This window comes from Pseudomonas sp. SM4, from assembly GCF_051913165.1.
In the GTDB taxonomy this organism is placed as follows: domain Bacteria; phylum Pseudomonadota; class Gammaproteobacteria; order Pseudomonadales; family Pseudomonadaceae; genus Aquipseudomonas.
The window spans coordinates 39,002-63,219 of the sequence record NZ_JBODOE010000004.1 but is presented as its reverse complement, the minus strand read 5'-3'; the positions used below and the strand labels follow the sequence as shown (position 1 = coordinate 63,219).

Below are 24,218 nucleotides of genomic sequence, written 5' to 3'. Positions count from 1 at the left end.
ATCTTTGATCTTAACCGCGCGCGAGTTCCAGCAACTTCGCACGCCACGCAGCCTTCGCCGGCAACGCCAGGAACGACGTATTCAGCAGCGATTCCCGCGGCGGATAGCAGAACGCTGCACCGCTCAGATCCAGCACCTCACCGCCCGCGCCTTCGAGCACACCCTGCGCCGCCGCCGTGTCCCACTGTGAAGTCGGCGCCAGTCGCGGATAGCAATCGGCCGCCCCTTCCGCCAACAGGCAAAACTTCAGCGAGCTACCAATGCTCGTCAACTGCAATTCACCCAGGCTGGCGCTCAGGCCGGCGAGCAAACGCTCCTGCTCAGGGCTGGAATGCCGGCGGCTGGCGACGACCGTAAACGCCTCACCCGGCCCAGGCACGTCACGCACCTGAATCGAAACCGGCGTGCCGTCCTTGTCGCAACGCCATGCGCCGAGACCCGCACCACCGACATAGAAACGACCGTTGGTGGGCATCGACACCACGCCAAATACCACCTGACCGTTTTCGATCAGCGCGATGTTGACGGTAAATTCTTCACTGCCGCTGATGAATTCCTTGGTGCCGTCCAGCGGATCCACCAGCCACCAGCGCTGCCACCCGGCGCGCACGCTCTGCGCGATGTTGGCGTCTTCTTCCGACAGCACCGGAATGCTTGGGTCCAGCGCCGTCAGGCCCGCCACGATCACATGGTGTGCCGCCAGGTCGGCAGCGGTCACCGGCGAGTCATCGGACTTGGCCGTGACTTCGACGCCTGCGCGCCAGAACGGCAGAATCGCGTCGCCTGCCTGCAATGCCAGCGCAACCACCGGCGCCATCAACGGATGGGGAAAGTTCATCGACATCTCACTCATAACTGAAAGAACCCGCGCTGGGTCAGCAGGTCACGGGTCAAATAAAGCGCCGCCAGTGCGCGGCCTTCGGAGAATTGCGGGTTCTGCGCCAACATCGACAAGTCGCGCAGGTTGACCTTGTCGACCCGCATCGGCTCCGGCTCATCCCCTTCCAGGCGCTCTTCATACAAATCGGTGGCCAGCACCACTTGGATCTTCTGGCTCATGTAACCGGGCGACAAGGACAGCTCGGTCAGATGTTCCAGTTGTCGCGCGCCAAAACCGGCTTCTTCCTTGAGCTCGCGCTCGGCCGCCGCCAGTACATCTTCGCCCGGCTCGATCAATCCTTTAGGCAATGACAGCTCATACTCGTCAGTCCCACCGCAGTATTCCTCGACCAGCACCGCGTGTTCGGCATCGAGCATCGCTACGATCATCACCGCGCCATAGCCGGCGCCCTTGCCGACCAATCGTTCGTAGGTGCGCTCCACGCCATTGGAAAAACGCAGTTTCAGCTCTTCAACGCAAAACAGACGACTGGTGGCGACGATCTCGCGGGCGAGTACGGTAGGTTTCTGGCGCATGCAAAGCTCCTTGGCGTGAACGCGCTACTATAACGCGGCTTTCCCGATTGTTTACGTCGGATATCTTTCTACCGCTCGAGACGTTGCCATGCCTTCTTTACCCTGGTCCGACATCGATACCGTCCTGCTGGACATGGACGGCACGCTGCTGGATCTGCGCTTCGACAACCATTTCTGGCTGGAACACCTGCCCCAGCGCTACGCCGAACTGCACGGGGTCAGCCGGGCGATGGCCGACATGGAATTACAGCCGCTGTTCCAGCGTCATGCCGGCCAGTTGCAGTGGTACTGCCTGGATTTCTGGAGCACTGAACTGAAGCTGTCAGTGCGCGAGTTGAAGCAGGAGACCGCACACCTGATCGCCTTGCGGCCGGATGCCGACACCTTTCTCGAGGCGATCAAACGGGCCGGCAAGCGGGTGATCATGATCACCAACGCGCACCGCGATTCGTTGTCGCTGAAACTGGAGCGGATAGAACTGGCGCCGTACTTCGAGCGGCTGATCAGCTCGCATGATTACGGTTTCCCCAAGGAAAATCCGCAGTTCTGGGATGCCTTGCAAGCGGACATCGGTTTCGATCCGGCCCGCAGCCTGTTTATCGACGACACCTTGCCGATCTTGCGCAGCGCGCGGGATTTTGGTGTGGCGCATTTGCTGGCAGTCAGACAGCCCGACAGCCGCAAAGGACCGAGGGACACCGCCGAGTTTGCCGCCGTCGAGGATTACCGCGACCTGATCGCCAACCTCTGATCCCGTGTAGGAGCTGCCGCAGGCTGCGATCTGTTGATCTTTCAACCGCAAGATCAAAAGATCGCAGCCTGCGGCAGCTCCTACAGGGTTTGCGGGTTATTCAGGGATACGCAGTGTCTGGCCTGGGTAGATTTTGTTTACATCCTTGAGCAGCGGTTTGTTGGCCTCAAAGATCTTGTTGTATTGATTGGCGTTGCCATAGACCGCCAGCGAAATTGCGCTGAGCGTATCGCCTTTTTTCACCACGACAAAACGTGCAGCTGCGACCACTGGCCCGGTCACCGTAATCTGATCATCAACGCTGCCCACGCCTTCAATATTGCCCACGGCCAGCAGAATCTTCTCTTTCTCTTCCTGGCTCGCCACCTCACCGGTCACGGTGACCTTGTCGCCGTCGACAGTCGCCTGCACATTCGGATTGCCCAGCCCGACCTTGCTGATGTGCTCCTTCAATTGCTCACTGGCATTGGCGTTGCCTGGGGTCAGCAGATCGATCAGCTTTTCACCGGCTTCTTTCACAAAGCTCAAAAGACTCATAGCGCACACTCCTTGATTTGGGTTCCAGACGTCCAAGCCTAGACCACGCCGGACAAACCCGGTTCCTGGCCGACCAATGACCCTGCCCAGCGCCAGGCGGTAGAATCGCCTACCCCTGCCAGCCCCCCGGAGCGAAGATGGACATCAAGCAGCTGAAATTCCTCATCGCCCTCGACGAAACCCGCCACTTCGGCCAGGCCGCCGCGCGTTGCCACATCACCCAGCCGACCCTGTCGATGCGCCTGCGTAACCTCGAAGAAGAACTCGATCTGCCACTGGTCAACCGTGGCCAGCGCTTCGAAGGTTTCACCGCGCCCGGCGAGCGCGTGCTGGCGTGGGCGCGTTCGGTAATGGCCGCTTACGACGGCTTGCACGCAGAAGCCGCGGCCTGTCGCGGCAACCTCATCGGCACCCTGCGCCTCGGGGTGGTGCCGCTGTCGAGCTTCGATCCGCTGCCATTGCTGCAACGCCTGCACGCCGCGCACCCGAACCTGCGCTTTGAAATGTCGGCATTGAGTTCCGAGCAGATCCTCGAGCAGCTGGCCAACAATCGCATCGACATTGGCGTGTCCTATCTGGATCGGCTGGATAACGAACGCTTCGAATCGCACGCGTTCAGCGAAACCCGCATGGGCCTGCTCTACGACCAGCGCACCTTCACGTTCGGCGAGGCGCCGTTGAGTTGGCAAGCGCTGATCGAATTGCCGTTAGGCATGCTCACCAGCGGCATGCATTTTCGTCAGTCCATCGACCACAACTTCCACAGCCGTGGCTTGACCCCACAACCGTTGCTGCAAACCGACGCGGTGCATCAATTGTTACAAGCCGTGCACGGCGGATTCTGCTGCGCAATCATGCCGCTGGACGGCGGTCTGGAAAAACTCACCGACCATCTGCGTCTACAACCGATCGAAAACGCGCAGACCCTCGCCCCGCTGGGCCTGATCATGCGGCGTGGCGCCCCGCGTTCAGCGCTGGCCGAGGCCTGTTTTGCGCTTTATCAACAATCGCCAAGCGGCGCTTGATCGACGGCATCTATCGATAGATCGACAGTAGCAATTAGACGCGACAACTTGCCGCGCCTAGTCTTAACGTTGATCAATCCGTCGGTGATGCCATGAACGCCAAGCGCCCAACTTGCGCGGCGCCTGAACTCGAAACGCCCGCGCCTGCCGCCAGCCAGACCTACAGCTACAGCGATCTTCCCCGTGAGGAATCGGCCAGCACCGCGCTGGCCGAGGAAGTTGCGTTGGCAATTGCCTACAACGGCATCAGTCAGGCCGTGATGCTGGTGACGCCGACCGACCTTGAAGATTTCATCGTCGGCTTCAGCCTCGGCAGCGGCATCATCGAGGACGCGACCGACATTTATGACCTGCAATTGACCGGCGCCGACTCCGCGCAATACGCGCAAGTGACCATCGCCAACCGAGCCTTCTGGAACCTCAAGCAACAACGTCGGCAAATGGCCGGCACCAGCGGTTGCGGATTGTGTGGCGTCGAGGCCGTGGAACAGGCATTGCCTGAGCTGAAAGTCCTGCCCGGTGCGCCGTTGCCACCGATCGCCTGGCTCGACGGCCTGCGCCAGCGCATCAGCGCGTTTCAACCTTTAGGCCAGTACTGCGGCGCGGTACACGCCGCCGTATTCATGAATGCCAGCGGCGAGTTGCTGCTCGGTCGCGAAGACATTGGCCGGCACAACGCCCTCGACAAACTGATCGGCGGGCTGATCCGGCAAAAGATATCCACAAACGGCGGCCTGGCGATTGTCACCAGTCGTTGCAGCCTCGAATTGATCCAGAAAGTCTTGCGCGCCGGCATCCAGACCCTGGTCAGCCTGTCCGCGCCCACGGGCCTTGCCGTGCAATGGGCCCGTCGACACAACCTCAATCTCATCCACCTGCCGCAGAAAAGTGCGCCGCGGGTGTATAGCCCCGCGATGGAGAATCAAGCGTGAGCCAACATCATCAAGCCGACCAGAAACCTGTCCCGCGCTACAAGCCATACAAAGGCGCCGCCGGTGGTTGGGGTGCCCTGATCAGTGTGGCCCAGGCCTGGTTGACCAGCGACAACGCCCTGAAAAACCTGCGCATGATGCTCAAGACCAACCAGAATGGCGGCTTCGACTGCCCGGGTTGCGCGTGGGGCGACTCGCCGGAAAGCGGCATGGTCAAGTTCTGCGAGAACGGCGCGAAAGCGGTGAACTGGGAAGCGACCAAGCGCCGTGTGGACGCCAAGTTCTTCGCCAGGCACAGCGTGACCTCGCTGCTTGAGCAGAGCGACTACTGGCTGGAGTATCAGGGTCGTCTGACCGAGCCGATGGTCTACGATGCCGAGACTGATCGCTACAAACCGATCAGCTGGGACGACGCCTACGCGCTGATCGCCAAACACCTGCAGAGTCTGCCGAGCCCGGACCTGGCCGAGTTCTACACCTCGGGTCGCGCCAGCAATGAAGCGGCGTATCTGTATCAGCTGTTCGTGCGCGCCTACGGCACCAACAACTTCCCGGATTGCTCGAACATGTGCCACGAGGCCAGCGGTGTCGCGTTGGCACAAAGCGTTGGCGTCGGCAAAGGCACCGTGACCTTCGACGATTTCGAGCACGCCGATGCAATTTTTGTCTGGGGCCAGAACCCCGGCACCAATCACCCGCGCATGCTCGAACCCCTGCGTGAAGCGGTGAAACGCGGCGCTCAGGTGGTGTGCATCAACCCGTTGAAGGAACGCGGTCTGGAACGTTTCCAGCACCCGCAACACCCGATCGAAATGCTCACCAACGGCGACAAGCCGACCAACACCGCGTATTTCCGTCCGGCACTCGGCGGTGACATGGCGGTGCTGCGCGGCATGGCCAAGTTCCTCCTGCAATGGGAACGCGACGCACAAAAGGCTGGCGAACCTGCCGTGTTCGATCACGACTTCCTCAATGAACACAGCGCCAACGTGCTGGAGTATCTCGGTGTCGTCGACGACACATCGTGGGAGCAGATCGTCGAGCAATCCGGCCTGAAGCTGGTCGAGATCGAGCAAGCCGCGCGCATGTACGCCAAAGGCAAAAACGTGATCATGTGCTGGGCGATGGGCATCACCCAGCATCGCCATTCGGTGCCGACCATCCAGGAAATATCCAACCTGATGCTGCTGCGCGGCAACATCGGCAGACCGGGTGCTGGTCTGTGCCCGGTGCGCGGTCACAGTAACGTACAGGGCGACCGGACGATGGGCATCAACGAGCGTCCGCCGGTGGCGTTCCTCGACTCGCTGGAGCGTCGCTTCCAGTTCAAGGTGCCGCGTCATAACGGCCATAACGTGGTCGAGGCGATCCATGCGATGGCCGAAGGCCGCGCCAAAGTCTTCATCGGTCTGGGCGGTAACTTCGCGCAAGCGACGCCGGACAGCCCGCGTACATTCGCAGCGCTTAGCAATTGCGACCTGACCGTGCAGATCAGCACCAAACTCAACCGCAGCCACCTGGCGCACGGTAAAGACGCGCTGATCCTGCCGTGCCTCGGTCGTACCGACATCGACATCCAGACCGAAGGCCCGCAAGCCGTCACAGTGGAAGATTCGTTCAGCATGGTTCACGCCTCCAACGGTCAGCTGCAGCCGCTGTCGAACCAGATGCGCTCGGAGCCGTCGATCATCGCCGGCATCGCTGCCGCCACTTTGGGCAGCAAGCCGGTGGACTGGAATTGGCTGGTAGCCGATTACGGACGCATTCGCGAACTGATCGCCGACACCATTCCGAATTTCAAAGAGTTCAACGAGAAGATCAAAAACCCGGGCGGTTTCTACCTCGGCAACAGCGCCGGCGCGCGCAAGTGGAACACGCCGTCGGGCCGCGCCAATTTCCGTGCGAACATGCTGCCCAAGGATCTGGTGCACGAACGCACCCGCGCCACCGGGCAACTGCCGGATTTGATCCTGCAATCGATGCGCTCCCACGATCAGTACAACACGACGATTTATGGCCTCGACGATCGTTATCGCGGGGTGAAGGGTCAGCGTGATGTGTTGTTCGCGAATGAGGCGGACATCATTCGTCTGGGCTTCCGACCGGGGCAGAAGGCTGACATCGTTTCGCTGTGGGACGATGGTCGCGAGCGTCGGGTGAAGGGCTTCACCTTGTTGGCGTTTGATATTCCAGCGGGGCAAGCAGCGGCTTATTACCCGGAAGTGAACCCGCTGGTGCCGCTGGAGAGCACCGGGGATGGCAGCCATACGCCGACGTCGAAGTTCATTGCGATCCGGTTGGAAGCGGCGAGCGAGACTGGGTTGATCATGGCCAAGTCGGCTTAACACAAGATCAAAAGATCGCAGCCTTCGGCAGCTCCTACAGGGATCAGTGTAGGAGCTGCCGAAGGCTGCGATCTCTTGGTTTTTGCATTTCAATCGCCCACAAAAAAGGCCGCTTTTTCACAAAAGCGGCCTGTCCGAAGTAGTTAAAGACCGGCGAAAATCGGTTAAGTTCCGCATACAAAACAGTAACTTGCGAAATTGTATACAAGTCGTGTTATTCGTCGGATTTCGATTGTCACGCTTGTTACACAGCCTCAGGATCGGCGCCGTCATCCCTTTGAGGCTCCTCTATGAAGTTCTCCCAGATTCTCTTGTTGTCCCTTGGCCTGGTCAGTGGTTTTGCGTCGGCAGGCGGCACCACCGAAGCAGGTGTCGGCGGCGCATTGGGCGGGGTTCTTGGCTCGGTCGTCGGTCAGTCTTTAGGCGGCAATACAGGTTCCACTATCGGCGCAGCCCTGGGCGGCGCGGGTGGTAGCGCAGTCGGTGCCGACAAACGCAGCCGTGGCGAAGCCGCCATCGGTGGTGCATTGGGCGCGGCCGGCGGTAACGTGGTTGGCCGCAGCATGGGCGGCACCACCGGCAGCCTGATCGGCTCCGCAGCAGGTGGCGGCGCCGGTGGCGCGCTGGGCAACTACATGGGCAACAAAAGCGATGACGATGATCGTCGCTACGACCGTCGCCATGACGATCGCCGCTACTATCGTGACGACCACCGTGGTCGCGGCCATGCCTACGGCCATCGCAAGCATCACAAGTATTATCGCCACCGCTGATTGCTGATTGGCGGCACGTAGATCAAAAGATCGCAGCCTGCGGCCGCTCCTACACAGATCAATGTAGGAGCTGCCGCAGGCTGCGATCTTTTTGCTTTACCCCACCACCAGACGCTCCAGCGCCTGCCGCAATTGACCTGGAATCGGCACCGGCTGATTGCTCGCCCGATCCACGAACACATGCACGAATCGCCCGGCCGCACACGCCTCACTTTCGCCGACCTTGAACACCGCCAGTTCGTATTGCACCGAGCTGTTGCCCAACTTGCCGACCCGCAGGCCGATCTCGATCAGATCCGGAAAGGCGATCGACGCAAAGTAATCACACGCCGAACTGACCACAAACCCCACCACTTCACCGTCATGGATATCCAGACCACCGACCTGGATCAGGTAAGTGTTCACCGCCGTGTCGAAGAAACTGTAATAAGTAACGTTGTTGATGTGGCCGTAGGCGTCGTTGTCATGCCAGCGCGTGGTGATCGGCTGGAAGTGTGAATAGTCGCTGCGTTGAGGAATCGGGGTGGCCATCGGTAATGATCCATTTAGTTTGGTCAGCAGTTTAAAGCGAACTACGCGTTACCCCTATCGCGAGCAGGCTCACTCCTGCCTTGGAATGCGTTCTCTGTAGGAGTGAGCCTGCTCGCGATAGCGGCGGCTGATGCAGAGTATCTCTCACTGGTCAGCAAAGCCCTTGCCCTGCGCCGCCAACTCACCAATCAACCGCGCCGGATTCCACTGATCGCCCTGCCGCGTCTCCAGCGCCAGCAAGCGCTGATGAATATCCGCCAGCCCCTGTTGATCCGCCCAGGCCATTGGCCCGCCCTTGTCCGCCGGGAAGCCATAGCCATTCAGATACACCAGGTCAATGTCATGGGCCGACTCGGCAATGCCTTCCTGCAGAATCTTTGCACCCTCGTTGACCAACGCCAGCAGGCAACGCTCAAGAATCTCCTCCGGGCCGATCTCTCGACGCTGGAAGCCCAAGCTCTCGCTGACCTGCAACACCAACGCATCGATCTCAGGATCGTGCTCGGCCTGACGACTGCCCGGCTCGTAATGGTAATAACCGTTACCCGACTTCTGGCCAAAGCGGCCCAGTTCGCACAAACGGTTATCGACTTGAACCTCCGGCGCGTCCTGGCCTTTGCCGGCCAACTCGCGGGCACGCCATTCCAGGTCAATACCGACCACGTCGTACATGCGAAACGGGCCCATGGCAAAACCGAAACTCTGCAAAGCCGCGTCGACCTGCTGTGGATAAGCGCCCTCAAGCAACATCTTGCGCGCCTCCAGCACATACGGGTGCAGCATGCGGTTGCCGATAAAACCGTGGCAGTTGCCCGATACCACGCTGACCTTGCCCATACGTTTGCCCAAGGCCAGTGCGGCATCCAGCGCCGCCGGCGAAGTCCGCGCGCCACGAACGATTTCCAGCAGTTTCATGATGTGCGCCGGGCTGAAAAAGTGCAGGCCCAGCACCTGCTCCGGACGCCGGGTTACGGCAGCAATCGCATCGATATCCAGCGCCGACGTATTGCTCGCCAGTAACGCTTCAGGTTTCAACAAGCCGTCCAGCTCACGAAAGATCTGCTGCTTGAGCTCAAGATTCTCGTACACCGCTTCAATCACCAGATCGACATTGCGGATCGCCGCGTAATCCGCCGCTGCAGTGACGCGAGCCATACGCGCATCAGCCTCGGCCTGATCAACACGGCCCTGACGCACATTGTGGGCATAAGTCTCGGCCACGCTGGCGAGGGCTTGCTCAAGCATCTGTGGATTGTTATCGACCCACTGCACACTGACGCCGGCATTCGCCAGGCACATGACGATGCCCCGGCCCATGGTGCCGGCGCCGATCACGGCCGCTTGCTGAATATCGAAGGATGTCTGGCTCATGTTGTTCTCTTGTTGGCGATCCAAAGACTGGTCTCACCATAGTCAGCGAACGACGCTTTTTGAAGTTTATTACCGTGATGATCGACATTCAGCGAATGGATAAACCACTCAAAGTAGGAGCTGCCGCAGGCTGCGATCTTTTGATCTTGTTTTTTGATCTGAACATGGAAGATCAAAGGATCGCAGCCTTCGGCAGCTCCTACATAGAGTTTAGAGGTGTGTTTGGCTCCAGTGGCGGACTTCGGCGTAGGGGTATTCTTCGAGGGCTGCATAGCCGGCAATCGTCCGCGCCTTGAGCTTGGTAAACAACGGCACGCTGATCCCGCACAAAAACCGCGTCAACCGTTCCGCCGTCGGTGCGACGCCGGTGAGTTGCTCATGCCTGTGGATAAAATCTCCACACAGTGCCGCGAAGTTTTTATCCACAAGCGCTGGTAATTCCGGCGGCGCCGGCAACCGCGCAACTTGCCCGTGGCATACCGAACAATGCCCACAGTGCTCAGGCGCATCGTGATCGCCAAAATACTCCGCCAGTCGATAACCCAGGCAGCGTTCGGTCGCGAATACCTCAAGCATCGCGTGAATTCGTGCGACCTCGGTCTGTTCATGGCGGGTGAAATAATCGTGCAATTCGCCACCCAGAACATCACTATCGAAGTCACTGCGCAGCACGCTGTAGACCTCGGTCATCTGCTTGCTCTCAAGCTCGACCCAGCCCTTCTCCTGGAAATAATCCAGCGCCTTGACCACGCGATTGCGTTCTGCCGAATACTGTTCGTACATCGACTCGAAACTCACCGTCGCCCAAGTACGCGCGCGGCTTGAAGTCTGGATAATCGCCGCGACAAAATCCCTGCGCTCACCTTCAAAACGCTCAAGCAATGCCTCAGGTTCCAGCAGGTATTTAAAACGGTATTCGGCGTAATAGGCGTAGCGCGGCGCGATCAGCCCACGCAACTCCAGTTGCACCAGCAAGGTCTTCAGCGGCAACGCACGAATGTTGCTTTGATCCGCCAGGGGCCCGAGCAAAAACTCCCACTGCCCTTCCGGCACCGAAGCTTTCAATTCGTCGAGCACATAACGAATGCCTTCGCGCTCGGGCGTGTCGCCGTAGACGAAACTCTCCAGCACATTGAGGCTGTCGCGGTTGGCCAGCACCAGACAGTCCGATGGCTGCCCGTCACGCCCGGCGCGGCCGATTTCCTGGCTGTAGTTTTCGATGGATTTGGGCAGGTCGAAGTGCACCACATTACGGATGTCACTCTTGTCGATGCCCATGCCGAAGGCGATGGTGGCGACGATGCAATTGGACTGTCCGGCCATGAAACGTTTCTGGATCGCTTCACGTTTATCGTGGGGCAAACCCGCGTGATAGGCCTCGGCCTGAATGCCGTTGCGTTCCAGATGTTCAGCGATGTGCTCAGCGGTTTTCTGCAGGGTCACGTAAACGATGCTGGGCTGGCCGGGGCGCTCGCTCATCCACTCCACCAGACGCCGACGCTTGTCCTGACCGCGCACCGGTTCCACCAACAGATTGAGATTGGGCCGGTAGAAACCGGTGGTGACCACATCCTCAGCGGCAATGGCGAATTTGGCCTGCATGTCGGCGATGACCTGGGGGGTCGCCGTAGCCGTCAGCAGCAGGGTCTGCGGGATGTTGAACTGGCGCTGATAGTCCGGCAGTTTGAGGTAGTCGGGGCGGAAGTTGTGGCCCCATTCCGAGATGCAATGCGCCTCGTCCACCACCAGCAACGAGATCGGCACCTGCTGCAAAAAGTTACGGAAACGCTCGTTTTTCAGGCGCTCTACCGAGATCATCAAGATCTTCAGCTCACCCGATCGGGCACGCGCCATTACGTCATTGGCGTCCTCGCGACTCTGTGCCGAATCGATGCTGCCCGCCGAGATGCCATGGCGTTGCAGGAACGCCAATTGATCCTGCATCAGCGCCAGCAACGGCGAGACCACCAGCGTCAGATGCGGCAGCAGCAACGCCGAAATCTGGTAGCAAAGGGACTTGCCGGAACCGGTGGGGAAAATCGCCGCCGCCGAGCGCCCGGCCAGCACCGCGCTGATCGCGGCCTCTTGCCCGGGCCTGAACTGTGGATAACCAAAAACCTGTTCCAGTGTGTTGTGCATTCGCTGTCACTCCTTTGACCGCTGCCATGCCAACAGCCTAGCGGGCGATCGCAGCGAGTCGAGAAAAGGTCGGGGCCAAATCGATTCGGAATGATACAGCGGATCACGCAGACCCTGTGGGAGCGAGCTAGCTCGCGAAGGGGTCAACCCAGAAACTCAAGGGCGCAGCACCGCCACCCGCAGTTGTTCATTCAACACCTGCTCATGCACGCCCTGGCTCTTGCTCGCCCACAACGCATGGGCCGGGCTGATATCACCGGTGAACGCCGCCGCCAACTGGCGCAGATCCGCGACGCTGCGCACACGCGGGCAGAAGGGCTGCTCGTCACAGTTCTGACTGGCGTTGCGATAGGTGCTCAGCAAACGCTCCCACAAACCGTCACGTACTTGTCGGATCGATTTGAGTTGCACGTGCGGCACGCCGAGTCGCTGCTCCAGCCCTTTCTCATCCAGTGCTTCACTGGCCAAAAGGGCTTTGGCGAACGTCAGGACCTCACCACGCGAAGCGGTGTCCATGTCGGCCTGGCTGGTCAGCGCATCCGGCCAGCCAGTGCGGTGCAGATTGTTGAACATCGGTGCGTTGTTTGCGTCAGACGCCATTGTCAGACGGCAACCGCTGGCCCACAGCAATAAAATCGAGGCCATTCGTAGCCATTGCATACCTAATTCCCTTTAAGCGCGTGTCAGACGTTTAGAAACGTCCTACAGATTCTGGCGCGCACCATACAGAGGTTTACCGCGAATAGCCTGACAAACCTGTGGGATTTTTTACGCCTAAGGGTTTTGCCTTGAATAAGCCATGAAATGCCGTAGGGAATATCCGTAAACCCGGGAAAAACCCCTACGAATGCTGTCCATTGCAGCTGTCTTGTCCCACCGCGCAACGCCCTTCTATAGTGGCCGGCGCGGCTGAAAATACTCTGTCGGCCGGCCCGAGCGTCTTCGAACAGGACAAGCCTCACCATGATCAACCGCTATCGCCCACTCAAGACCTGCTACAGCGAAAACCCCGTCATAGTGATCGACACCGACGCCAGCCACCGCGAACTGCTCGACGCCGCCGATCAACGCCTGCGCGCCGCAAGCGATCTGTTGGAAACACTTTACTGTGTGTGTTTCAAACAAGCCGACGCCAAAGACATCCCCAACATCGTCAATGCGCTTTATCTATTGGTTCAAGATGGTTGCGACTTGCTTGAAGTTGCAAAGTTACAAACTCCGTAATGCAAAGATTGCAGAAAACTCACAAACCTCGAAACAACCCAGCACTTTCTTTATCAACTCATTCAACATTAAGTTGTTTGCTCTTATATTCAACAAGAGCAAGACCATGACAACAGTCACTATATTTTTCTGCGGCACCGGCTCCAACAAGTTCGACGTTACACACGAAAACTTCTGGGATGGCGAGCTTGTATCGACGCTGGCATCTCATCACGCCGGACGCGAATTCGCTGAATGGATTGTGGTCGACGGACCAGGCAGCGGCAACCTGCAGGCTGACGACCTCTTCACCCAAACCAAGGATTACGGCCTCAGCGGCACGCTGTTCGGCAAGGGCTGGGAAGAAAACGTACAACACGCCATGAACATCCTCAAAGGCCAATGCGACTGGCAGCGCCAACAATTGACCGAGGCCGAATACAACCGTCTGAAAGCCGCCGGCATTCCCATCGAAGATGTAAAGGCAGAGGGTTCCTGGTTTTGGCGCAAATACAACTACGGCGACCGAAGTGTCAGTCAACAGAAGTTGCAGGAACAGATTATCAAGACGTTCCGCAAAGACGCAGTCATCCCCACTCAAGTTAACCTGGTCGGCTGGAGCCGCGGCGGCATTAGTTGCCATATGCTGGCCAATGCGATGTTCAAGGACAGTGCATTGAAAAACATTCCGGTTAATATTTTCGCCCTTGATCCCGTACCGGGCATTGGCAACTTTCAGGATGAACGCGTCAAACTCGCGGCCAACGTCAAAGAGTATGTCGGGTTCTACGCTCGCGACGAGCGCTCCAAAGGCTTCAGCTGCGTCATTCCACAAACCGCCACGGGCACCAAAACCTACATCTACCCGATGGCCGGCCGCCACGCCACCATGGCCGGTAACGCCACCGCCAGCGGCGGCGTTCCGACCAGCGTCAACGACCGCAAAGCGCTGATCGGGCCCGGCCGCATCGTCCGCCACCTCGCCGAGGTCTGCCTCAAGCGCTGGGGCGTGCAACTGAACAAAACCCTGAACCTGACCCAGGCCGACCTGCAAAATTTCACCAATGCCATCGCCCGCGACGAGGCGAAATACAAATTGATGCACAACCTTTCCTACACCTACTTCACCGAGCTGGACAAAGGCGAACGCTATGTTTCGCTGGGCAGTAAAGGCGTGGCGTTCTCGACGGTAAAAGGCCCGATCTACAAACCGGCGACAGGGTTGGCGACGAGCTTGCTGGATATTTCGGCGTATGCGCATTTGCGTTGAAAAGTGTTGAATGCTCGGTAGGAACGTCCGATGAAATCTTCGTCCCGTTCCTACAGCGACAGACGCTTTGTCGACTATCGGGATTTGAGGGTGCGAATCTATAGTCGTGCCTGTCGCTAACCACATAGCGATTCAGGTTTGGTCACCTGAAATACAGAGATAACTGATGCATGCGCTTGTATGCTGCTGACACTTTTTTGTCGGCATGCTTTATGGCGGCTGTGTTTGGGACGCTTCGGCGTACCGGGTTATCTCTGCCGGTTTGACCAACTTGAACACAGTCCGCCTCCACCGCTTGGTCACGGTAGCAGCGGTTTTGATGCCCTCAGAGATATCCAAAATGAAAACATGGAATCAATTCACCACCGATCGCTACCGCTCACTCGAGTCCAGTCTCACTGATACCAACCCACTGATCATCGACACAAAAGCCAACCCGCAAGACATCCTCGAATGCGCCGTCCAGCGCTTGCGCGCATCAAGCGACCTGCTGCGCACCCTCTATTGCCTCAACTTCAAACAAGCCGACGTCGAAGACATTCCCCACATCACCCACGCCCTTTATCTGCTGACGCAGGATGGCTGTGACCTGCTGCAAGTTGCGCAGCAGCAAATGCTCAACTGGAAAGCGCCGACGTAAAAATCTGCCACACCTAAAAGCATGAATGCTCGACAGCCAACGTCCAAAACAGGAGTTGAAATTTGCAAACTACTATTGACTGCGTACGATGGGAGCCACTGTTCAATCAAGGGCTCAACTTCATGACCACTGAAACTATCGATCACAGCACCCTCGCTCGCTTGATTGAAAAAGGCTCCGTCAGCAGCACAAATATCGTCGCTCAACCGGGTGGCTGGTCGATTCAAATTTCGCAGGGAGGAAAAGAATGCTCGCTGGCAGCGCAGCGTAGTGGTCAGGTACGTCTGTTCAAGCGGCTTGAAACGTTGGTGACCTATTTGCAAGGATTGGGTATCAGCCACTTCAATGTAGACGCCTCCAGTTACGACCCCCAGCAATTGAAAACCTACGCTCGGCCTGATCGTGCCGAAGCAATGAAACACGCCCATGAGGCGGCCGCTTATGAGGAATGGTTCAAGCGACAGGTGCAACTCAGCATTGATGACCCAAGGCCGAGCATCAGCGATGAAGACAGTCGCCGAATATTTGCTGCCAAACGCGATGCTCTCCGTAAACGAGCGCGCTGATGAAGTTGGTCTGGCGCCCTGAGGCGCATGACGACCGAGACCGAATAATGGATCGAATTAGTCAGGACAACCCTGTTGCAGCTGCCGATCTCGACGAGATATTCGAATCAAAAGGGGAAGTCGCCCGACAGCGCCCGACCTTGTACAGAAGAGGCAAAGTTGAGGGCACACGAGAAATCGTCGCAGCCTCCAATTACATCATCGTCTACATGATTAAAGATGAATGCGTGCAAGTTCTGCGAATAATGCATGCCCGGCAACAGTGGCCCTGAGCAATCAAAAGAGCCAATAGGACCCCAACTGCCAGATCAACCAACCACCTGCAATTATTCTGGCGTTTTGACCCACCAAGCGAAGGAATACTAGCGTTATGGCCAGAAAAACCGCACCGCTGCTTCCAAGGATCGCACGCCTACTGGTCGATCTTGGTGAGCGCTTGGAACTCGCCCGGCTGCGACGCAGACTCACAGCGAAGCAAGTCGCCGAGCGTGCAGGAATATCTGTAATGACTTTGCGGTCGCTGGAGTCGGGCAGTTCGGGCGTAACAATGGGAGCTTACTTGGCAGTGATGCAAGTTTTGGGGTTAGAGCAAGATCTGACGCTACTGGGAGCCACGGATGAACTCGGGAATCGAATGCAGGATGCGAAGCTTCTCTCCTCCAAGAACTCCTCAAGTAACAAATCAGCGAGAGAACTCAAACGCGAGATCCAAAAAGTAAAAAAAATTCCGAGGTCAAAGACCAGTGTTCTCGATGCGGCACTCGTTAGCGAGGACCGTCTGAAAAGCTTCCCGCTGAATACTCATTCATTATCTGCACTGCTGACGAAAAATCGACAGCGGATTCCATGATGAAAAATCGCTCACAAAAAAAAGCCGCCCCGAAGGGCGGCTTTTTCATTCACAACAACCCAATCTTACAACTTCGGCCCAGCAGCCTTGATCGCGTCGCTCACTTCGAACTTCTTGAAGTTCTCGATGAACAGACCGGCCAGTGCTTTCGCAGCCTCGTCGTACGCAGCCTTGTCAGCCCAGGTGTTGCGTGGGTTGAGCAGGTTGGTTTCAACGCCCGGTACGGCCAGTGGCACGTCGAGGTTGATGGTGTCGAGGTGTTCGGTGGCAGCACCGATCAGCGCGCCGCTCTGGATTGCTGCGATCACCGCGCGGGTGGTCGGGATGTTGAAGCGTTTGCCGACGCCGTAGCCGCCGCCGGTCCAGCCGGTGTTGACCAGGTAAACCTTCGAACCGAAACCGCGGATGCGCTTGATCAGCAGCTCTGCGTATTCGCCAGCCGGGCGCGGGAAGAACGGTGCGCCGAAACAGGTTGAGAAGGTCGACTTGATGCCGCTGCCGGAACCCATTTCAGTCGAGCCCACCAGCGCGGTGTAGCCAGACAGGAAGTGGTAGGCCGCTTGTTCTTCGTTGAGGATCGACACTGGCGGCAGGACGCCGGTCAGGTCGCAGGTCAGGAAGATCACCGCGTTTGGCTCGCCACCGAGGTTCTGCTCGGAACGCTTGGCTACGTGCTCCAGCGGGTAAGCCGCGCGGCTGTTCTGGGTCAGGCTGACATCGGCGTAGTCGGCGTGCTTGGCGTCGTCGATGACGACGTTTTCCAGCACTGCGCCGTGCTTGATGGCTTTCCAGATAACCGGCTCGTTCTTCTCGGAGAGGTCGATGCACTTGGCATAGCAACCGCCTTCGATGTTGAACACCACGCCTTCACCCCAGCCGTGTTCGTCGTCACCGATCAGGTAACGGCTTTCGTCGGCCGACAGGGTGGTTTTACCGGTGCCCGACAGACCGAAGAACAGGGTCACATCGCCTTCTTCGCCGATGTTGGCAGCGCAGTGCATTGGCAGCACGTCAGCGGCCGGCAGCAGGAAGTTCTGCACGGAGAACATGGCTTTCTTCATCTCACCGGCGTAACGCATGCCGGCGATCAGCACTTTCTTCTGGGCGAAGTTGAGGATCACGCAACCGTCGGAGTTGGTGCCGTCACGCTCAGGCACGCACTCGAAGTTGGCGACGTTGAGCACTTGCCATTCTTCACGGCCAGCCGGGTTGTACTGGGCCGGGTTGATGAACAGGCAACGACCGAACAGATTCTGCCAGGCAGTCTGGGTGGTCATTTTCACGGCCAGGTAGTGATCTTCAGCCGCGCCTACATGCACGTGGGAAACAAAGTGCTCTTGCGCGTTGTTGAACGCCTCGACGCGAGCCCACAGGGCATCGAACTTGTCGGCCGGGAACTTGCGGTTGATCGGGCCCCAGGCGATAGCGGCCTGGGTGGAAGGCTCTTCAACGATGAAACGGTCAACAGGCGAACGACCGGTGCGGTGACCGGTGCGAACAACCAGAGCGCCGGTATCGGCAAGCTCGCCCTCACCGCGATTCAAGGCTTCTTTTACCAGATCATCGACACTCAGATCGGTGTACACGGCGTTATTGGCTTGCGTCATGAGATTCCCCGTCGGCCAGTGGCCGAGTGTGCTCCAAACGTTTTGTAGTAGAAAGTCGTGCACTACTACCGCGACAAAAAGTGGGCCGGATTATGCCAGAAACGCCCAAAAAGAGTAGGGTCCTCCCGTCGTAACGGCGATATTCCGTCGTTACGCAGTGAATTTACCTGCGCTGAACCGTTTTAGTGCCGGGTATCTGACGGCGTGTCGACACCTGCGCCAGCGAACAATTGAGCAATATCGGCTGCGTCGAACAGATAACGCTCGTTGCAAAACTGGCAATCGATCTCGACGGTGCCACCCTGTTCGGCGACCAATGCTTGCGCGTCTTCCAGACCCAGACTGACCAGCGCATTGCCCGAACGATCCCGCGAGCAGCTGCAACGGAAGCGCAGATTCTGCACATCGAACAGACGCACCTGCTCTTCGTGGTAGAGGCGATGCAGCACGGTTTCGTTGTCCAGGCTGAGCAATTCATCGGCGGTCAGGGTGGTGGCCAGCGCGGTGATGTGCTGCCAGCTGGCGGCGCGATCTTCTTCGTCTTTCAGACGGTCCGCCGGCAATTGTTGCAGGAGCAAACCACGGGCACGACGACCGTCAGCGAACAGCTTGAAGCGGGTGCCAACCTGTTGCGACATGACGAAGTAGTTGGTGAAGCAATCGGACAGGGTTTCGCCGTCGAGGTCGACGATGCCCTGATAGCGCTGGCCGACAGTCGGGTCGACGGTCAGGGCCAGAACGCCGTTCGGCATCAGGTCGGCGAGGGTCGCATCCGGCGCGATCTGCTCGGCGTGATAACGCGCCAGACCACGGATGTCGCGGTCGCTGGAGCACTCGATCATCAGCATCGGGATCGGTCCTTCGGAACGCGCCTGCAGAATCAGCAAACCGTCGAACTTTAGGGTGCCCACCAGCAACGAGGCGGCGGCCATCAGTTCGCCCAGCAATTGCGCGACCGGCTCCGGGTACGGGTGCTTGGCAAGGACTTCGGCGTAGCTGCGCTCAAGCGCGACCAGTTCGCCGCGGGTGTCGCTGTCATCGAAGATGAAGCGTTGGGTGAAATCGGTATCCGGTAGGTCGGTCATAGGTCTGGGTATCTGAATGTGGTGACAAAATGGTTACAAGACGTGAAAATTTGCGTTTCTGGCACCCTTTTTGGTGCCGACTGCTCTGCCATGGGAGGCATTTTATGAACAATCCGGGTTTGTTCCAATCAAGGTGGAACCTCGGCCGGCTGGTTCTGTGCAACGTAGTGCCATTAGCGCTACTGGCTTTCTGGTTATGGCCTACGGGCAACGCGCTGTGTGTGATTTTCGACGAGTGGCTGTTCCGCTCGCTCAATGCTCCACTGGCCAGCAACCCGATATGGCTCCACATATGGGCAATTGCAAGTATGCGGCCGTTCGACGTCGTCGTCGGGCTGATTTTGCTGACGCTGTTGATCAAGGGCGACTGGGTGTTCAGGGCGATTGACGTACGTCGGGCTTTTTTCGGTTTTCTGTCGATCCTGTTGTTGATGGTGGTGATTCGCGCACTGTTTTCCAAGTTCGCCGACTACATGGATTGGCAGCACAGCAGTCCGTCGATGGTGCTGGAAGGCGCTGTGCATATCAGTGACTACTTCCCGGATCTGGAAAAAACCTGGGAAATTAAAGATCGCTCGAGCCAGAGTTTCCCCGGTGATCACGCCTCGGTGTTGTTGATCTGGGCGCTGTTCATGGGCGTGTTCAGCCGCACGGTCGGGCAGTTTTTGACGGTGTGGGGTTTGGCGGTGTTGTTCATGTTGCCGCGTCTGGTGGCCGGTGCGCATTGGGGCCAGGACGATTACATCGGTGGGGTTTTGCTGGCGGTGTGGGCGCTGGGCTGGGGTTATTACACGCCGTTTGCCTATCACGCGGCGAACTTCTGGCTGAAGGTGACGGCACCGGTTTTCGCGTTGCTGGGCAAATTGCCGGTGGTTTCGCGGATGAGTGTGGTGCGTAGCGCCTGATACCGCGTCGTCCATGGCGAGTGCTGCGCACTCGATCGCGGGCAAGCCTTGCTCCCACAATGATTTTCAGCGAACACAAATCATGTGAACACCTGAGAAACCTGTGGGAGCGGGCTTGCCCGCGATGGCATCAGCACCAGCAACACAAAAATACCGTCTTTACTCGTCGTTGCTGCTGCCGCGAAACTTGAACAAATCCCGCCGCTGTTTCTTGCTCGGCTTGCCGTCGGTGCTGACCCCCAACGCCCCGGCCTTGCGCATTGCCGCCGCCGCTTCACGTTTGGCGACACTCTCGTCAGTCTCCACGTACAACGTCTGCGCTTCGGGTGCGCCACGTCGCACGATCGACAGCGCCTCAACTCTCACCGTGCGCACTTCAAAGCCGGTACGAATCTCGAACTCATCGCCAATGCGTGGCTCTTTGCCAGGCTTGCAGCGATCACCTCGACAATGCACCTTGCCACTCTCGATCGCCGTTTTGGCCAAGGCGCGGGTTTTGTAAAAGCGCGCGGCCCACAGCCATTTGTCGAGACGGACCTTGTCGTCCTCTTCGCTTTTTTGAGCCATATGAATTCCTCGTTCAGCCAGTAGTCGGAACTCTACTACCGTTTCTGTCGGGCGCAACAACTCCGCCCTCCAGATAAACTGTGATCTGGGCCGGTTCATCGGCATGGAGTGATCGAGTGACTAAATTTCCGTCTTCATTAACCTCACCCAAGGCCGGTTGCCAAGGGTGTCAGCAAAGCGAACCCTTGGGCTTCGATTTTTCCTTCGCTTATCAACCGATCGTGGATCTGCGCGATCAGTCGATTTTCGCCCATGAAGCGCTGGTCCGTGGCGCTGCCGGTGAAGGCGCATTGACGGTGTTGGATCAAGTAACAGAAGAAAACCGCTACCGCTTCGACCAGCTCTGCCGGACCCGTGCCATCGAAGGCGCGGCCAATCTAAATATGCAGACACACTTGTCGATCAACTTCATGCCCAACGCCGTCTATCGTCCAGAGTTATGCATTCGCAGCACTCTTGAGGCGGCAAAAAAACACGATTTCCCGATCAACCGATTGATTTTCGAAACCCTGGAAAGCGAGCACGTAGATAACTATCGCCATTTGACCAATATTCTGCGTGAATACCGCGAATTCGGCTTCAAGACCGCCATCGATGATTTCGGTGCAGGTTATTCGGGGCTCAATCTGCTGGCTGATTTCCAACCGGACCTGATCAAACTCGACATGGCGCTGATCCGCGATGTCGATCAAGACCGTGTTCGTCAGGCGATCGTTCGGGGGATTGTCACAATCTGTGCGGAGTTGGACGTTACAGTCATTGCCGAAGGCATTGAGAGCGCCGGTGAACGGGACTTCCTGGCGGACTGTGGAATATTTCTGATGCAGGGCTACTGGTTCGCCAGACCTGCATTCAAAGCGTTGGCCCAGGTCACACCTGAGGCCTGGAAGCGTTAATCGTTGGTTGCTCCTATTGAAGACATTTGACCATTTGACCGTTGTCGGTCTGCGCGAGTGGGTGGCGCTCCCGGATTTGGGAGTCGCGGGCCTGCGGGCGAAAATCGACACCGGTGCCAGCACCTCCAGCCTGCACGCCACCGACATCGAGCCGTTCGAACGCAACGGCGAGAAGTGGGTGCGCTTTACCGCGCACCTGGGCACGGTGGTGCAGTTGCGTCATCGGCGTTGTGAAGCACCGCTGGTCACGCGCAAAACCATTAAAAGCTCCAATGGCCATGCGCAGGTGCGTTATGTGATCAGCACCACCCTGGCCCTCGGTGATCGGGTCTGGCCGGTCGAGTTCACCCTCGCCTGCCGCAAGTCCATGCGTTATCGCCTGCTGCTCGGTTCCAAAGCCCTGATCGATGGCCAGTTGGTGGTCAATCCGGGCATCAAATATGTACAAGACAAGCCGGTGTTCCCGGTATCTACCTCCTCCACAGGTGTTGCATGAAGATCGCTGTGCTGTCGCGGAACCCGCGTCTGTATTCCACCCGCCGTCTGGTCGAAGCCGGAACCGAGCGCGGGCATGAAATGGTAGTGATCGACACCTTGCGCGCCTACATGAACATCGCCAGCCACAAGCCGCAGATCCACTATCGCGGCAAACCGCTGGAAGGCTTCGACGCGGTGATCCCGCGCATCGGCGCGTCGGTGACGTTCTATGGCTGCGCTGTGTTGCGTCAGTTTGAAATGATGGGGGTGTTCCCGCTGAACGAATCGGTGGCGATTGCCCGTTCGCGGGACAAATTGCGTTCGCTGCAATTGCTCTCGCGTCGCGGCATCGGTTTGCCAGTGACCGGGTTTGCGCACTCGCCGGATGACATTCCCGACCTGATCGACATGGTCAACGGCGCGCCGCTGGTGATCAAAGTACTGGAAGGCACCCAGGGCATCGGTGTGGTGTTGTGTGAAACCGCGACCGCGGCCGAATCGGTGATCGAGGCGTTCATGGGCCTGAAGCAGAACATCATGGTTCAGGAATACATCAAGGAAGCCGGCGGCGCGGATATTCGTTGCTTTGTGGTGGGTGACAAAGTCATCGCGGCGATGAAGCGGCAGGCGAAACCGGGCGAGTTCCGCTCCAACCTGCACCGTGGCGGCAGCGCCAGCCTGATCAAGATTACGCCGGAAGAACGCATGACGGCGTTGCGTGCAGCGAAGGTCATGGGGTTGTCGGTGGCGGGGGTGGATATCCTGCGCTCCAATCACGGGCCGCTGGTGATGGAAGTGAACTCGTCGCCGGGGCTGGAAGGGATCGAAACCACCACAGGGAAGAATGTGGCGGGGATCATCATTGAGCATCTGGAAAAGAATGGCGGGCCGAATATGACGCGCACCAAAGGCAAAGGCTAAAAGCAAAAGATCGCAGCCTGCGGCAGCTCCTACATGGGAATGTGTTTCCTGTAGGAGTTGCCGCAGGCTGCGATCTTTTTTTCAGCCGTTAAACGGCATCCCGAGGCAGCATCAACCCAAGCGGCAACCTTACCCGCGCCTCCAGCCCACCGCCGGAACGATTACGCAGCTCAACATTGCCGCCGTGCATCGAAGCAATCCGCTTCACGATCGCCAAGCCCAACCCTGTGCCCTTCCCGCCTCGCGCACGATCACCACGAGTAAACGGGTTGAAGATCGCCTCAAGCTCCGAAGGATCAATCCCAGCCCCCCGGTCCATCACGCTCAACACCACGTACGGCGCGCTGACGTCGCCGGACACATACGCAGCAACTTCAACGCTACCGCCCGCATGGTTCAAGGCGTTGCCGATCAGATTGTTCAGCAAACGTTTCATCGATACGCGACGCAACGGAAACGGCTGGATCGGCTCCAGACGTAAATGCACCTTCTCTTCATTCTGGTTGTACGGCGCAGCCACTTCGCGCACCAGATCCGTAAGATCGACCTCTTCCACCGACTCGTCACGACCATCGCGAATGAATGCGAGGAACTGGTCGAGAATCGCGTCCATGTCCTCGATGTCACGCACCATGTCGTCAGTCAGGTCGTTGCGATCGCCCATCAGTTCCAGCGACAGCCGCAAGCGGGTCAACGGCGTGCGCAAGTCGTGGGAAACCCCCGCCAGCATCAACTCGCGCTCGCGGCCGGCCTGCTCGACGTCTTCGGCCATCTGGTTGAACGCGCGATACACCTCGGTCATTTCGCTCGGCGTATCGCTGATCGGCAGACGCACACTGCGGCCCTGACCGAGTTGCCGGGCGGCAAACACCAGACGCTTCAACGGCTGGTTGAGCTGGCTGACGAAAATCCATGCCGACGCCGTCGACAGCAAGCCGATGGCGAGGAACCAGCCGAGCACGTTCCAGATTTTCTGGCCGCGCAATGGATGCGGATACAACGGCACTTTCAGCCAGCCATCACCGAGGCTCGGCGCGCGGACCCACAGCGCTGGCGGCGAATGCATGCGCAAACGCACTTCGGTGTCGGCACCCAGCTCCGCCTGCATCTGCCGCTGGTAGATTTCGCTGTACGGCCAATGCTGTTCGCCTTCCGGCACACCGGCACCGACCACGCGGATCAGGGTCGCGGCATCGGCAATCTTCGCGCGGTTTTCTTCGTCGGCGGCCCAATAGGCGCGCAGCGTCAGGGCGACGCCGTGGCTGTATTGGCGATCCACCAGCACGTCTTCGTTCATCAACAGATAAACCAGAGTCAGCGCCTTGGAAAACAGCACGACGATGAGCACCAGCCAGAGGGTGCGGGAGAAAAAGCTTTGGGGGAACCAGACGGGGGTTTTCATGAATAACCG

The 24,218-nt window shown here is 58.4% G+C and carries 26 protein-coding genes; 15 read left to right on the top strand and 11 right to left on the bottom strand.

Annotated features, from left to right (window positions below; all coding sequences use genetic code 11):
- Positions 1–10 precede the first annotated feature (10 nt).
- Entirely contained in the window at positions 11–838 is an 828-nt protein-coding gene (gene cysQ, locus ACQ4MY_RS08640; protein ID WP_440094808.1) for a 3'(2'),5'-bisphosphate nucleotidase CysQ, read from the bottom strand.
- A gap of 11 nt (positions 839–849) precedes the next feature.
- Entirely contained in the window at positions 850–1,416 is a 567-nt protein-coding gene (gene nudE / locus ACQ4MY_RS08635; protein ID WP_008080503.1) for an ADP compounds hydrolase NudE, read from the bottom strand.
- A gap of 88 nt (positions 1,417–1,504) precedes the next feature.
- On the opposite strand from nudE, the gene yrfG reads away from it, so the two are divergent.
- Positions 1,505–2,167, top strand: coding sequence for a GMP/IMP nucleotidase (gene yrfG / locus ACQ4MY_RS08630; protein WP_440094807.1), 663 nt, complete (start codon positions 1,505–1,507; stop codon positions 2,165–2,167).
- Between the two features lie 96 nt (positions 2,168–2,263).
- Here yrfG and lysM read toward each other — a convergent pair whose 3' ends face one another.
- Positions 2,264–2,704 carry a peptidoglycan-binding protein LysM gene (gene lysM / locus ACQ4MY_RS08625; RefSeq protein ID WP_008080501.1) on the bottom strand — a complete coding sequence of 147 codons (441 nt, stop codon included), beginning with the start codon at positions 2,702–2,704 and terminating at the stop codon, positions 2,264–2,266.
- 137 nt (positions 2,705–2,841) lie between these two features.
- Between lysM and ACQ4MY_RS08620 the strand changes: the two genes are divergently transcribed.
- The 4 genes from ACQ4MY_RS08620 (at position 2,842) to ACQ4MY_RS08605 (ending at position 7,779) form a co-directional block, all read left to right on the top strand.
- Complete coding sequence (locus ACQ4MY_RS08620) at positions 2,842–3,729, top strand: LysR family transcriptional regulator (protein ID WP_158830015.1); 888 nt, start codon at positions 2,842–2,844, stop codon at positions 3,727–3,729.
- A gap of 92 nt (positions 3,730–3,821) precedes the next feature.
- On the top strand, positions 3,822–4,661 hold the full coding sequence (gene fdhD / locus ACQ4MY_RS08615) for a formate dehydrogenase accessory sulfurtransferase FdhD (protein ID WP_440094806.1): 840 nt from the start codon (positions 3,822–3,824) through the stop codon (positions 4,659–4,661).
- The gene (locus tag ACQ4MY_RS08610) at positions 4,658–7,006 is read left to right on the top strand and encodes an FdhF/YdeP family oxidoreductase (protein WP_440094805.1); all 2,349 of its coding nucleotides are present in this window, start codon (positions 4,658–4,660) and stop codon (positions 7,004–7,006) included. The genes fdhD and ACQ4MY_RS08610 overlap by 4 nt, the downstream gene beginning before the upstream one ends.
- Before the next feature lie 290 nt (positions 7,007–7,296).
- Positions 7,297–7,779 carry a glycine zipper domain-containing protein gene (locus ACQ4MY_RS08605; RefSeq protein ID WP_008080497.1) on the top strand — a complete coding sequence of 161 codons (483 nt, stop codon included), beginning with the start codon at positions 7,297–7,299 and terminating at the stop codon, positions 7,777–7,779.
- A 96-nt stretch (positions 7,780–7,875) separates the two neighbouring features.
- On the opposite strand, the gene ACQ4MY_RS08600 is transcribed toward ACQ4MY_RS08605, so the two are convergent.
- From ACQ4MY_RS08600 to ACQ4MY_RS08585, 4 genes are all read right to left on the bottom strand, one after another.
- The gene (locus tag ACQ4MY_RS08600) at positions 7,876–8,310 is read right to left on the bottom strand and encodes an acyl-CoA thioesterase (protein WP_440094804.1); all 435 of its coding nucleotides are present in this window, start codon (positions 8,308–8,310) and stop codon (positions 7,876–7,878) included.
- Between the two features lie 144 nt (positions 8,311–8,454).
- Positions 8,455–9,681, bottom strand: coding sequence for a 3-hydroxyacyl-CoA dehydrogenase NAD-binding domain-containing protein (locus tag ACQ4MY_RS08595; RefSeq protein ID WP_440094803.1), 1,227 nt, complete (start codon positions 9,679–9,681; stop codon positions 8,455–8,457).
- Between the two features lie 210 nt (positions 9,682–9,891).
- Complete coding sequence (locus ACQ4MY_RS08590) at positions 9,892–11,820, bottom strand: RecQ family ATP-dependent DNA helicase (protein WP_440094802.1); 1,929 nt, start codon at positions 11,818–11,820, stop codon at positions 9,892–9,894.
- Positions 11,821–11,976: 156 nt separating this feature from the next.
- Positions 11,977–12,480 carry a polysaccharide deacetylase gene (locus ACQ4MY_RS08585; protein ID WP_440094801.1) on the bottom strand — a complete coding sequence of 168 codons (504 nt, stop codon included), beginning with the start codon at positions 12,478–12,480 and terminating at the stop codon, positions 11,977–11,979.
- A gap of 303 nt (positions 12,481–12,783) precedes the next feature.
- Here ACQ4MY_RS08585 and ACQ4MY_RS08580 point away from each other — a divergent pair, with 303 nt between their 5' ends.
- The 6 genes from ACQ4MY_RS08580 (at position 12,784) to ACQ4MY_RS08555 (ending at position 16,349) form a co-directional block, all read left to right on the top strand.
- Positions 12,784–13,044 (top strand): hypothetical protein, encoded by a 261-nt coding sequence (locus tag ACQ4MY_RS08580; protein ID WP_440094800.1) that lies wholly within the window; start codon positions 12,784–12,786, stop codon positions 13,042–13,044.
- 106 nt (positions 13,045–13,150) lie between these two features.
- Positions 13,151–14,293, top strand: coding sequence for a hypothetical protein (locus ACQ4MY_RS08575; protein WP_440094799.1), 1,143 nt, complete (start codon positions 13,151–13,153; stop codon positions 14,291–14,293).
- Positions 14,294–14,633: 340 nt separating this feature from the next.
- Positions 14,634–14,933, top strand: coding sequence for a hypothetical protein (locus tag ACQ4MY_RS08570; protein WP_440094798.1), 300 nt, complete (start codon positions 14,634–14,636; stop codon positions 14,931–14,933).
- 122 nt (positions 14,934–15,055) lie between these two features.
- On the top strand, positions 15,056–15,499 hold the full coding sequence (locus tag ACQ4MY_RS08565) for a hypothetical protein (protein ID WP_440094797.1): 444 nt from the start codon (positions 15,056–15,058) through the stop codon (positions 15,497–15,499).
- Entirely contained in the window at positions 15,499–15,771 is a 273-nt protein-coding gene (locus tag ACQ4MY_RS08560) for a type II toxin-antitoxin system RelE/ParE family toxin (RefSeq protein ID WP_440094796.1), read from the top strand. The genes ACQ4MY_RS08565 and ACQ4MY_RS08560 overlap by 1 nt, the downstream gene beginning before the upstream one ends.
- Positions 15,772–15,869: 98 nt before the next feature.
- The gene (locus tag ACQ4MY_RS08555) at positions 15,870–16,349 is read left to right on the top strand and encodes a helix-turn-helix domain-containing protein (RefSeq protein ID WP_440094795.1); all 480 of its coding nucleotides are present in this window, start codon (positions 15,870–15,872) and stop codon (positions 16,347–16,349) included.
- Between the two features lie 65 nt (positions 16,350–16,414).
- On the opposite strand, the gene ACQ4MY_RS08550 is transcribed toward ACQ4MY_RS08555, so the two are convergent.
- Together ACQ4MY_RS08550 and hslO are read right to left on the bottom strand one after the other, a co-directional pair.
- On the bottom strand, positions 16,415–17,956 hold the full coding sequence (locus tag ACQ4MY_RS08550) for a phosphoenolpyruvate carboxykinase (RefSeq protein WP_008080486.1): 1,542 nt from the start codon (positions 17,954–17,956) through the stop codon (positions 16,415–16,417).
- 182 nt (positions 17,957–18,138) lie between these two features.
- Positions 18,139–19,041: an Hsp33 family molecular chaperone HslO gene (gene hslO, locus ACQ4MY_RS08545; RefSeq protein WP_440094794.1), complete on the bottom strand. Its 903-nt coding sequence runs from the start codon at positions 19,039–19,041 to the stop codon at positions 18,139–18,141.
- Positions 19,042–19,145: 104 nt separating this feature from the next.
- Here hslO and ACQ4MY_RS08540 point away from each other — a divergent pair, with 104 nt between their 5' ends.
- The gene (locus ACQ4MY_RS08540; RefSeq protein ID WP_440094793.1) at positions 19,146–19,946 is read left to right on the top strand and encodes a phosphatase PAP2 family protein; all 801 of its coding nucleotides are present in this window, start codon (positions 19,146–19,148) and stop codon (positions 19,944–19,946) included.
- A gap of 159 nt (positions 19,947–20,105) precedes the next feature.
- Here the strand turns inward: ACQ4MY_RS08540 and ACQ4MY_RS08535 are convergent, their stop codons facing one another.
- On the bottom strand, positions 20,106–20,513 hold the full coding sequence (locus ACQ4MY_RS08535; RefSeq protein ID WP_440094792.1) for an RNA-binding S4 domain-containing protein: 408 nt from the start codon (positions 20,511–20,513) through the stop codon (positions 20,106–20,108).
- A 116-nt stretch (positions 20,514–20,629) separates the two neighbouring features.
- On the opposite strand from ACQ4MY_RS08535, the gene rimA reads away from it, so the two are divergent.
- Genes rimA through rimK form a run of 3 tightly spaced genes read left to right on the top strand, consistent with a single transcriptional unit; the run spans position 20,630 to position 22,807 of the window.
- A complete protein-coding gene (gene rimA / locus ACQ4MY_RS08530; protein ID WP_440094791.1) occupies positions 20,630–21,409 on the top strand; it encodes a S6 modification regulatory phosphodiesterase RimA in 780 nt (259 codons plus the stop codon).
- 16 nt (positions 21,410–21,425) lie between these two features.
- The gene (gene rimB / locus ACQ4MY_RS08525) at positions 21,426–21,905 is read left to right on the top strand and encodes a retropepsin-like aspartic endopeptidase RimB (protein WP_045123093.1); all 480 of its coding nucleotides are present in this window, start codon (positions 21,426–21,428) and stop codon (positions 21,903–21,905) included.
- Positions 21,902–22,807 carry a 30S ribosomal protein S6--L-glutamate ligase gene (gene rimK, locus ACQ4MY_RS08520; RefSeq protein ID WP_007952690.1) on the top strand — a complete coding sequence of 302 codons (906 nt, stop codon included), beginning with the start codon at positions 21,902–21,904 and terminating at the stop codon, positions 22,805–22,807. The genes rimB and rimK overlap by 4 nt, the downstream gene beginning before the upstream one ends.
- A gap of 88 nt (positions 22,808–22,895) precedes the next feature.
- On the opposite strand, the gene ACQ4MY_RS08515 is transcribed toward rimK, so the two are convergent.
- Positions 22,896–24,209, bottom strand: a complete 1,314-nt coding sequence (locus tag ACQ4MY_RS08515) for an ATP-binding protein (protein ID WP_008080480.1) — start codon at positions 24,207–24,209, stop codon at positions 22,896–22,898.
- Between the last annotated feature and the right edge of the window lie 9 nt (positions 24,210–24,218).

What these genes read in the sequence shown, in the direction of transcription:
- ACQ4MY_RS08565 (WP_440094797.1), top strand. Translation starts at nt 15,056, where the DNA reads ATGACCACTGAAACTATCGATCACAGCACCCTCGCTCGCTTGATTGAA.
- ACQ4MY_RS08570 (WP_440094798.1), top strand. Translation starts at nt 14,634, where the DNA reads ATGAAAACATGGAATCAATTCACCACCGATCGCTACCGCTCACTCGAG.
- ACQ4MY_RS08515 (WP_008080480.1), bottom strand. Translation starts at nt 24,209, where the DNA reads ATGAAAACCCCCGTCTGGTTCCCCCAAAGCTTTTTCTCCCGCACCCTC.
- ACQ4MY_RS08555 (WP_440094795.1), top strand. Translation starts at nt 15,870, where the DNA reads ATGGCCAGAAAAACCGCACCGCTGCTTCCAAGGATCGCACGCCTACTG.
- ACQ4MY_RS08540 (WP_440094793.1), top strand. Translation starts at nt 19,146, where the DNA reads ATGAACAATCCGGGTTTGTTCCAATCAAGGTGGAACCTCGGCCGGCTG.
- ACQ4MY_RS08550 (WP_008080486.1), bottom strand. Translation starts at nt 17,956, where the DNA reads ATGACGCAAGCCAATAACGCCGTGTACACCGATCTGAGTGTCGATGAT.
- lysM (WP_008080501.1), bottom strand. Translation starts at nt 2,704, where the DNA reads ATGAGTCTTTTGAGCTTTGTGAAAGAAGCCGGTGAAAAGCTGATCGAT.
- ACQ4MY_RS08575 (WP_440094799.1), top strand. Translation starts at nt 13,151, where the DNA reads ATGACAACAGTCACTATATTTTTCTGCGGCACCGGCTCCAACAAGTTC.
- ACQ4MY_RS08605 (WP_008080497.1), top strand. Translation starts at nt 7,297, where the DNA reads ATGAAGTTCTCCCAGATTCTCTTGTTGTCCCTTGGCCTGGTCAGTGGT.
- cysQ (WP_440094808.1), bottom strand. Translation starts at nt 838, where the DNA reads ATGAACTTTCCCCATCCGTTGATGGCGCCGGTGGTTGCGCTGGCATTG.
- yrfG (WP_440094807.1), top strand. Translation starts at nt 1,505, where the DNA reads ATGCCTTCTTTACCCTGGTCCGACATCGATACCGTCCTGCTGGACATG.
- rimK (WP_007952690.1), top strand. Translation starts at nt 21,902, where the DNA reads ATGAAGATCGCTGTGCTGTCGCGGAACCCGCGTCTGTATTCCACCCGC.
- hslO (WP_440094794.1), bottom strand. Translation starts at nt 19,041, where the DNA reads ATGACCGACCTACCGGATACCGATTTCACCCAACGCTTCATCTTCGAT.
- fdhD (WP_440094806.1), top strand. Translation starts at nt 3,822, where the DNA reads ATGAACGCCAAGCGCCCAACTTGCGCGGCGCCTGAACTCGAAACGCCC.
- ACQ4MY_RS08590 (WP_440094802.1), bottom strand. Translation starts at nt 11,820, where the DNA reads ATGCACAACACACTGGAACAGGTTTTTGGTTATCCACAGTTCAGGCCC.
- ACQ4MY_RS08535 (WP_440094792.1), bottom strand. Translation starts at nt 20,513, where the DNA reads ATGGCTCAAAAAAGCGAAGAGGACGACAAGGTCCGTCTCGACAAATGG.
- ACQ4MY_RS08580 (WP_440094800.1), top strand. Translation starts at nt 12,784, where the DNA reads ATGATCAACCGCTATCGCCCACTCAAGACCTGCTACAGCGAAAACCCC.
- ACQ4MY_RS08620 (WP_158830015.1), top strand. Translation starts at nt 2,842, where the DNA reads ATGGACATCAAGCAGCTGAAATTCCTCATCGCCCTCGACGAAACCCGC.
- ACQ4MY_RS08595 (WP_440094803.1), bottom strand. Translation starts at nt 9,681, where the DNA reads ATGAGCCAGACATCCTTCGATATTCAGCAAGCGGCCGTGATCGGCGCC.
- ACQ4MY_RS08600 (WP_440094804.1), bottom strand. Translation starts at nt 8,310, where the DNA reads ATGGCCACCCCGATTCCTCAACGCAGCGACTATTCACACTTCCAGCCG.
- ACQ4MY_RS08585 (WP_440094801.1), bottom strand. Translation starts at nt 12,480, where the DNA reads ATGCAATGGCTACGAATGGCCTCGATTTTATTGCTGTGGGCCAGCGGT.
- nudE (WP_008080503.1), bottom strand. Translation starts at nt 1,416, where the DNA reads ATGCGCCAGAAACCTACCGTACTCGCCCGCGAGATCGTCGCCACCAGT.
- ACQ4MY_RS08560 (WP_440094796.1), top strand. Translation starts at nt 15,499, where the DNA reads ATGAAGTTGGTCTGGCGCCCTGAGGCGCATGACGACCGAGACCGAATA.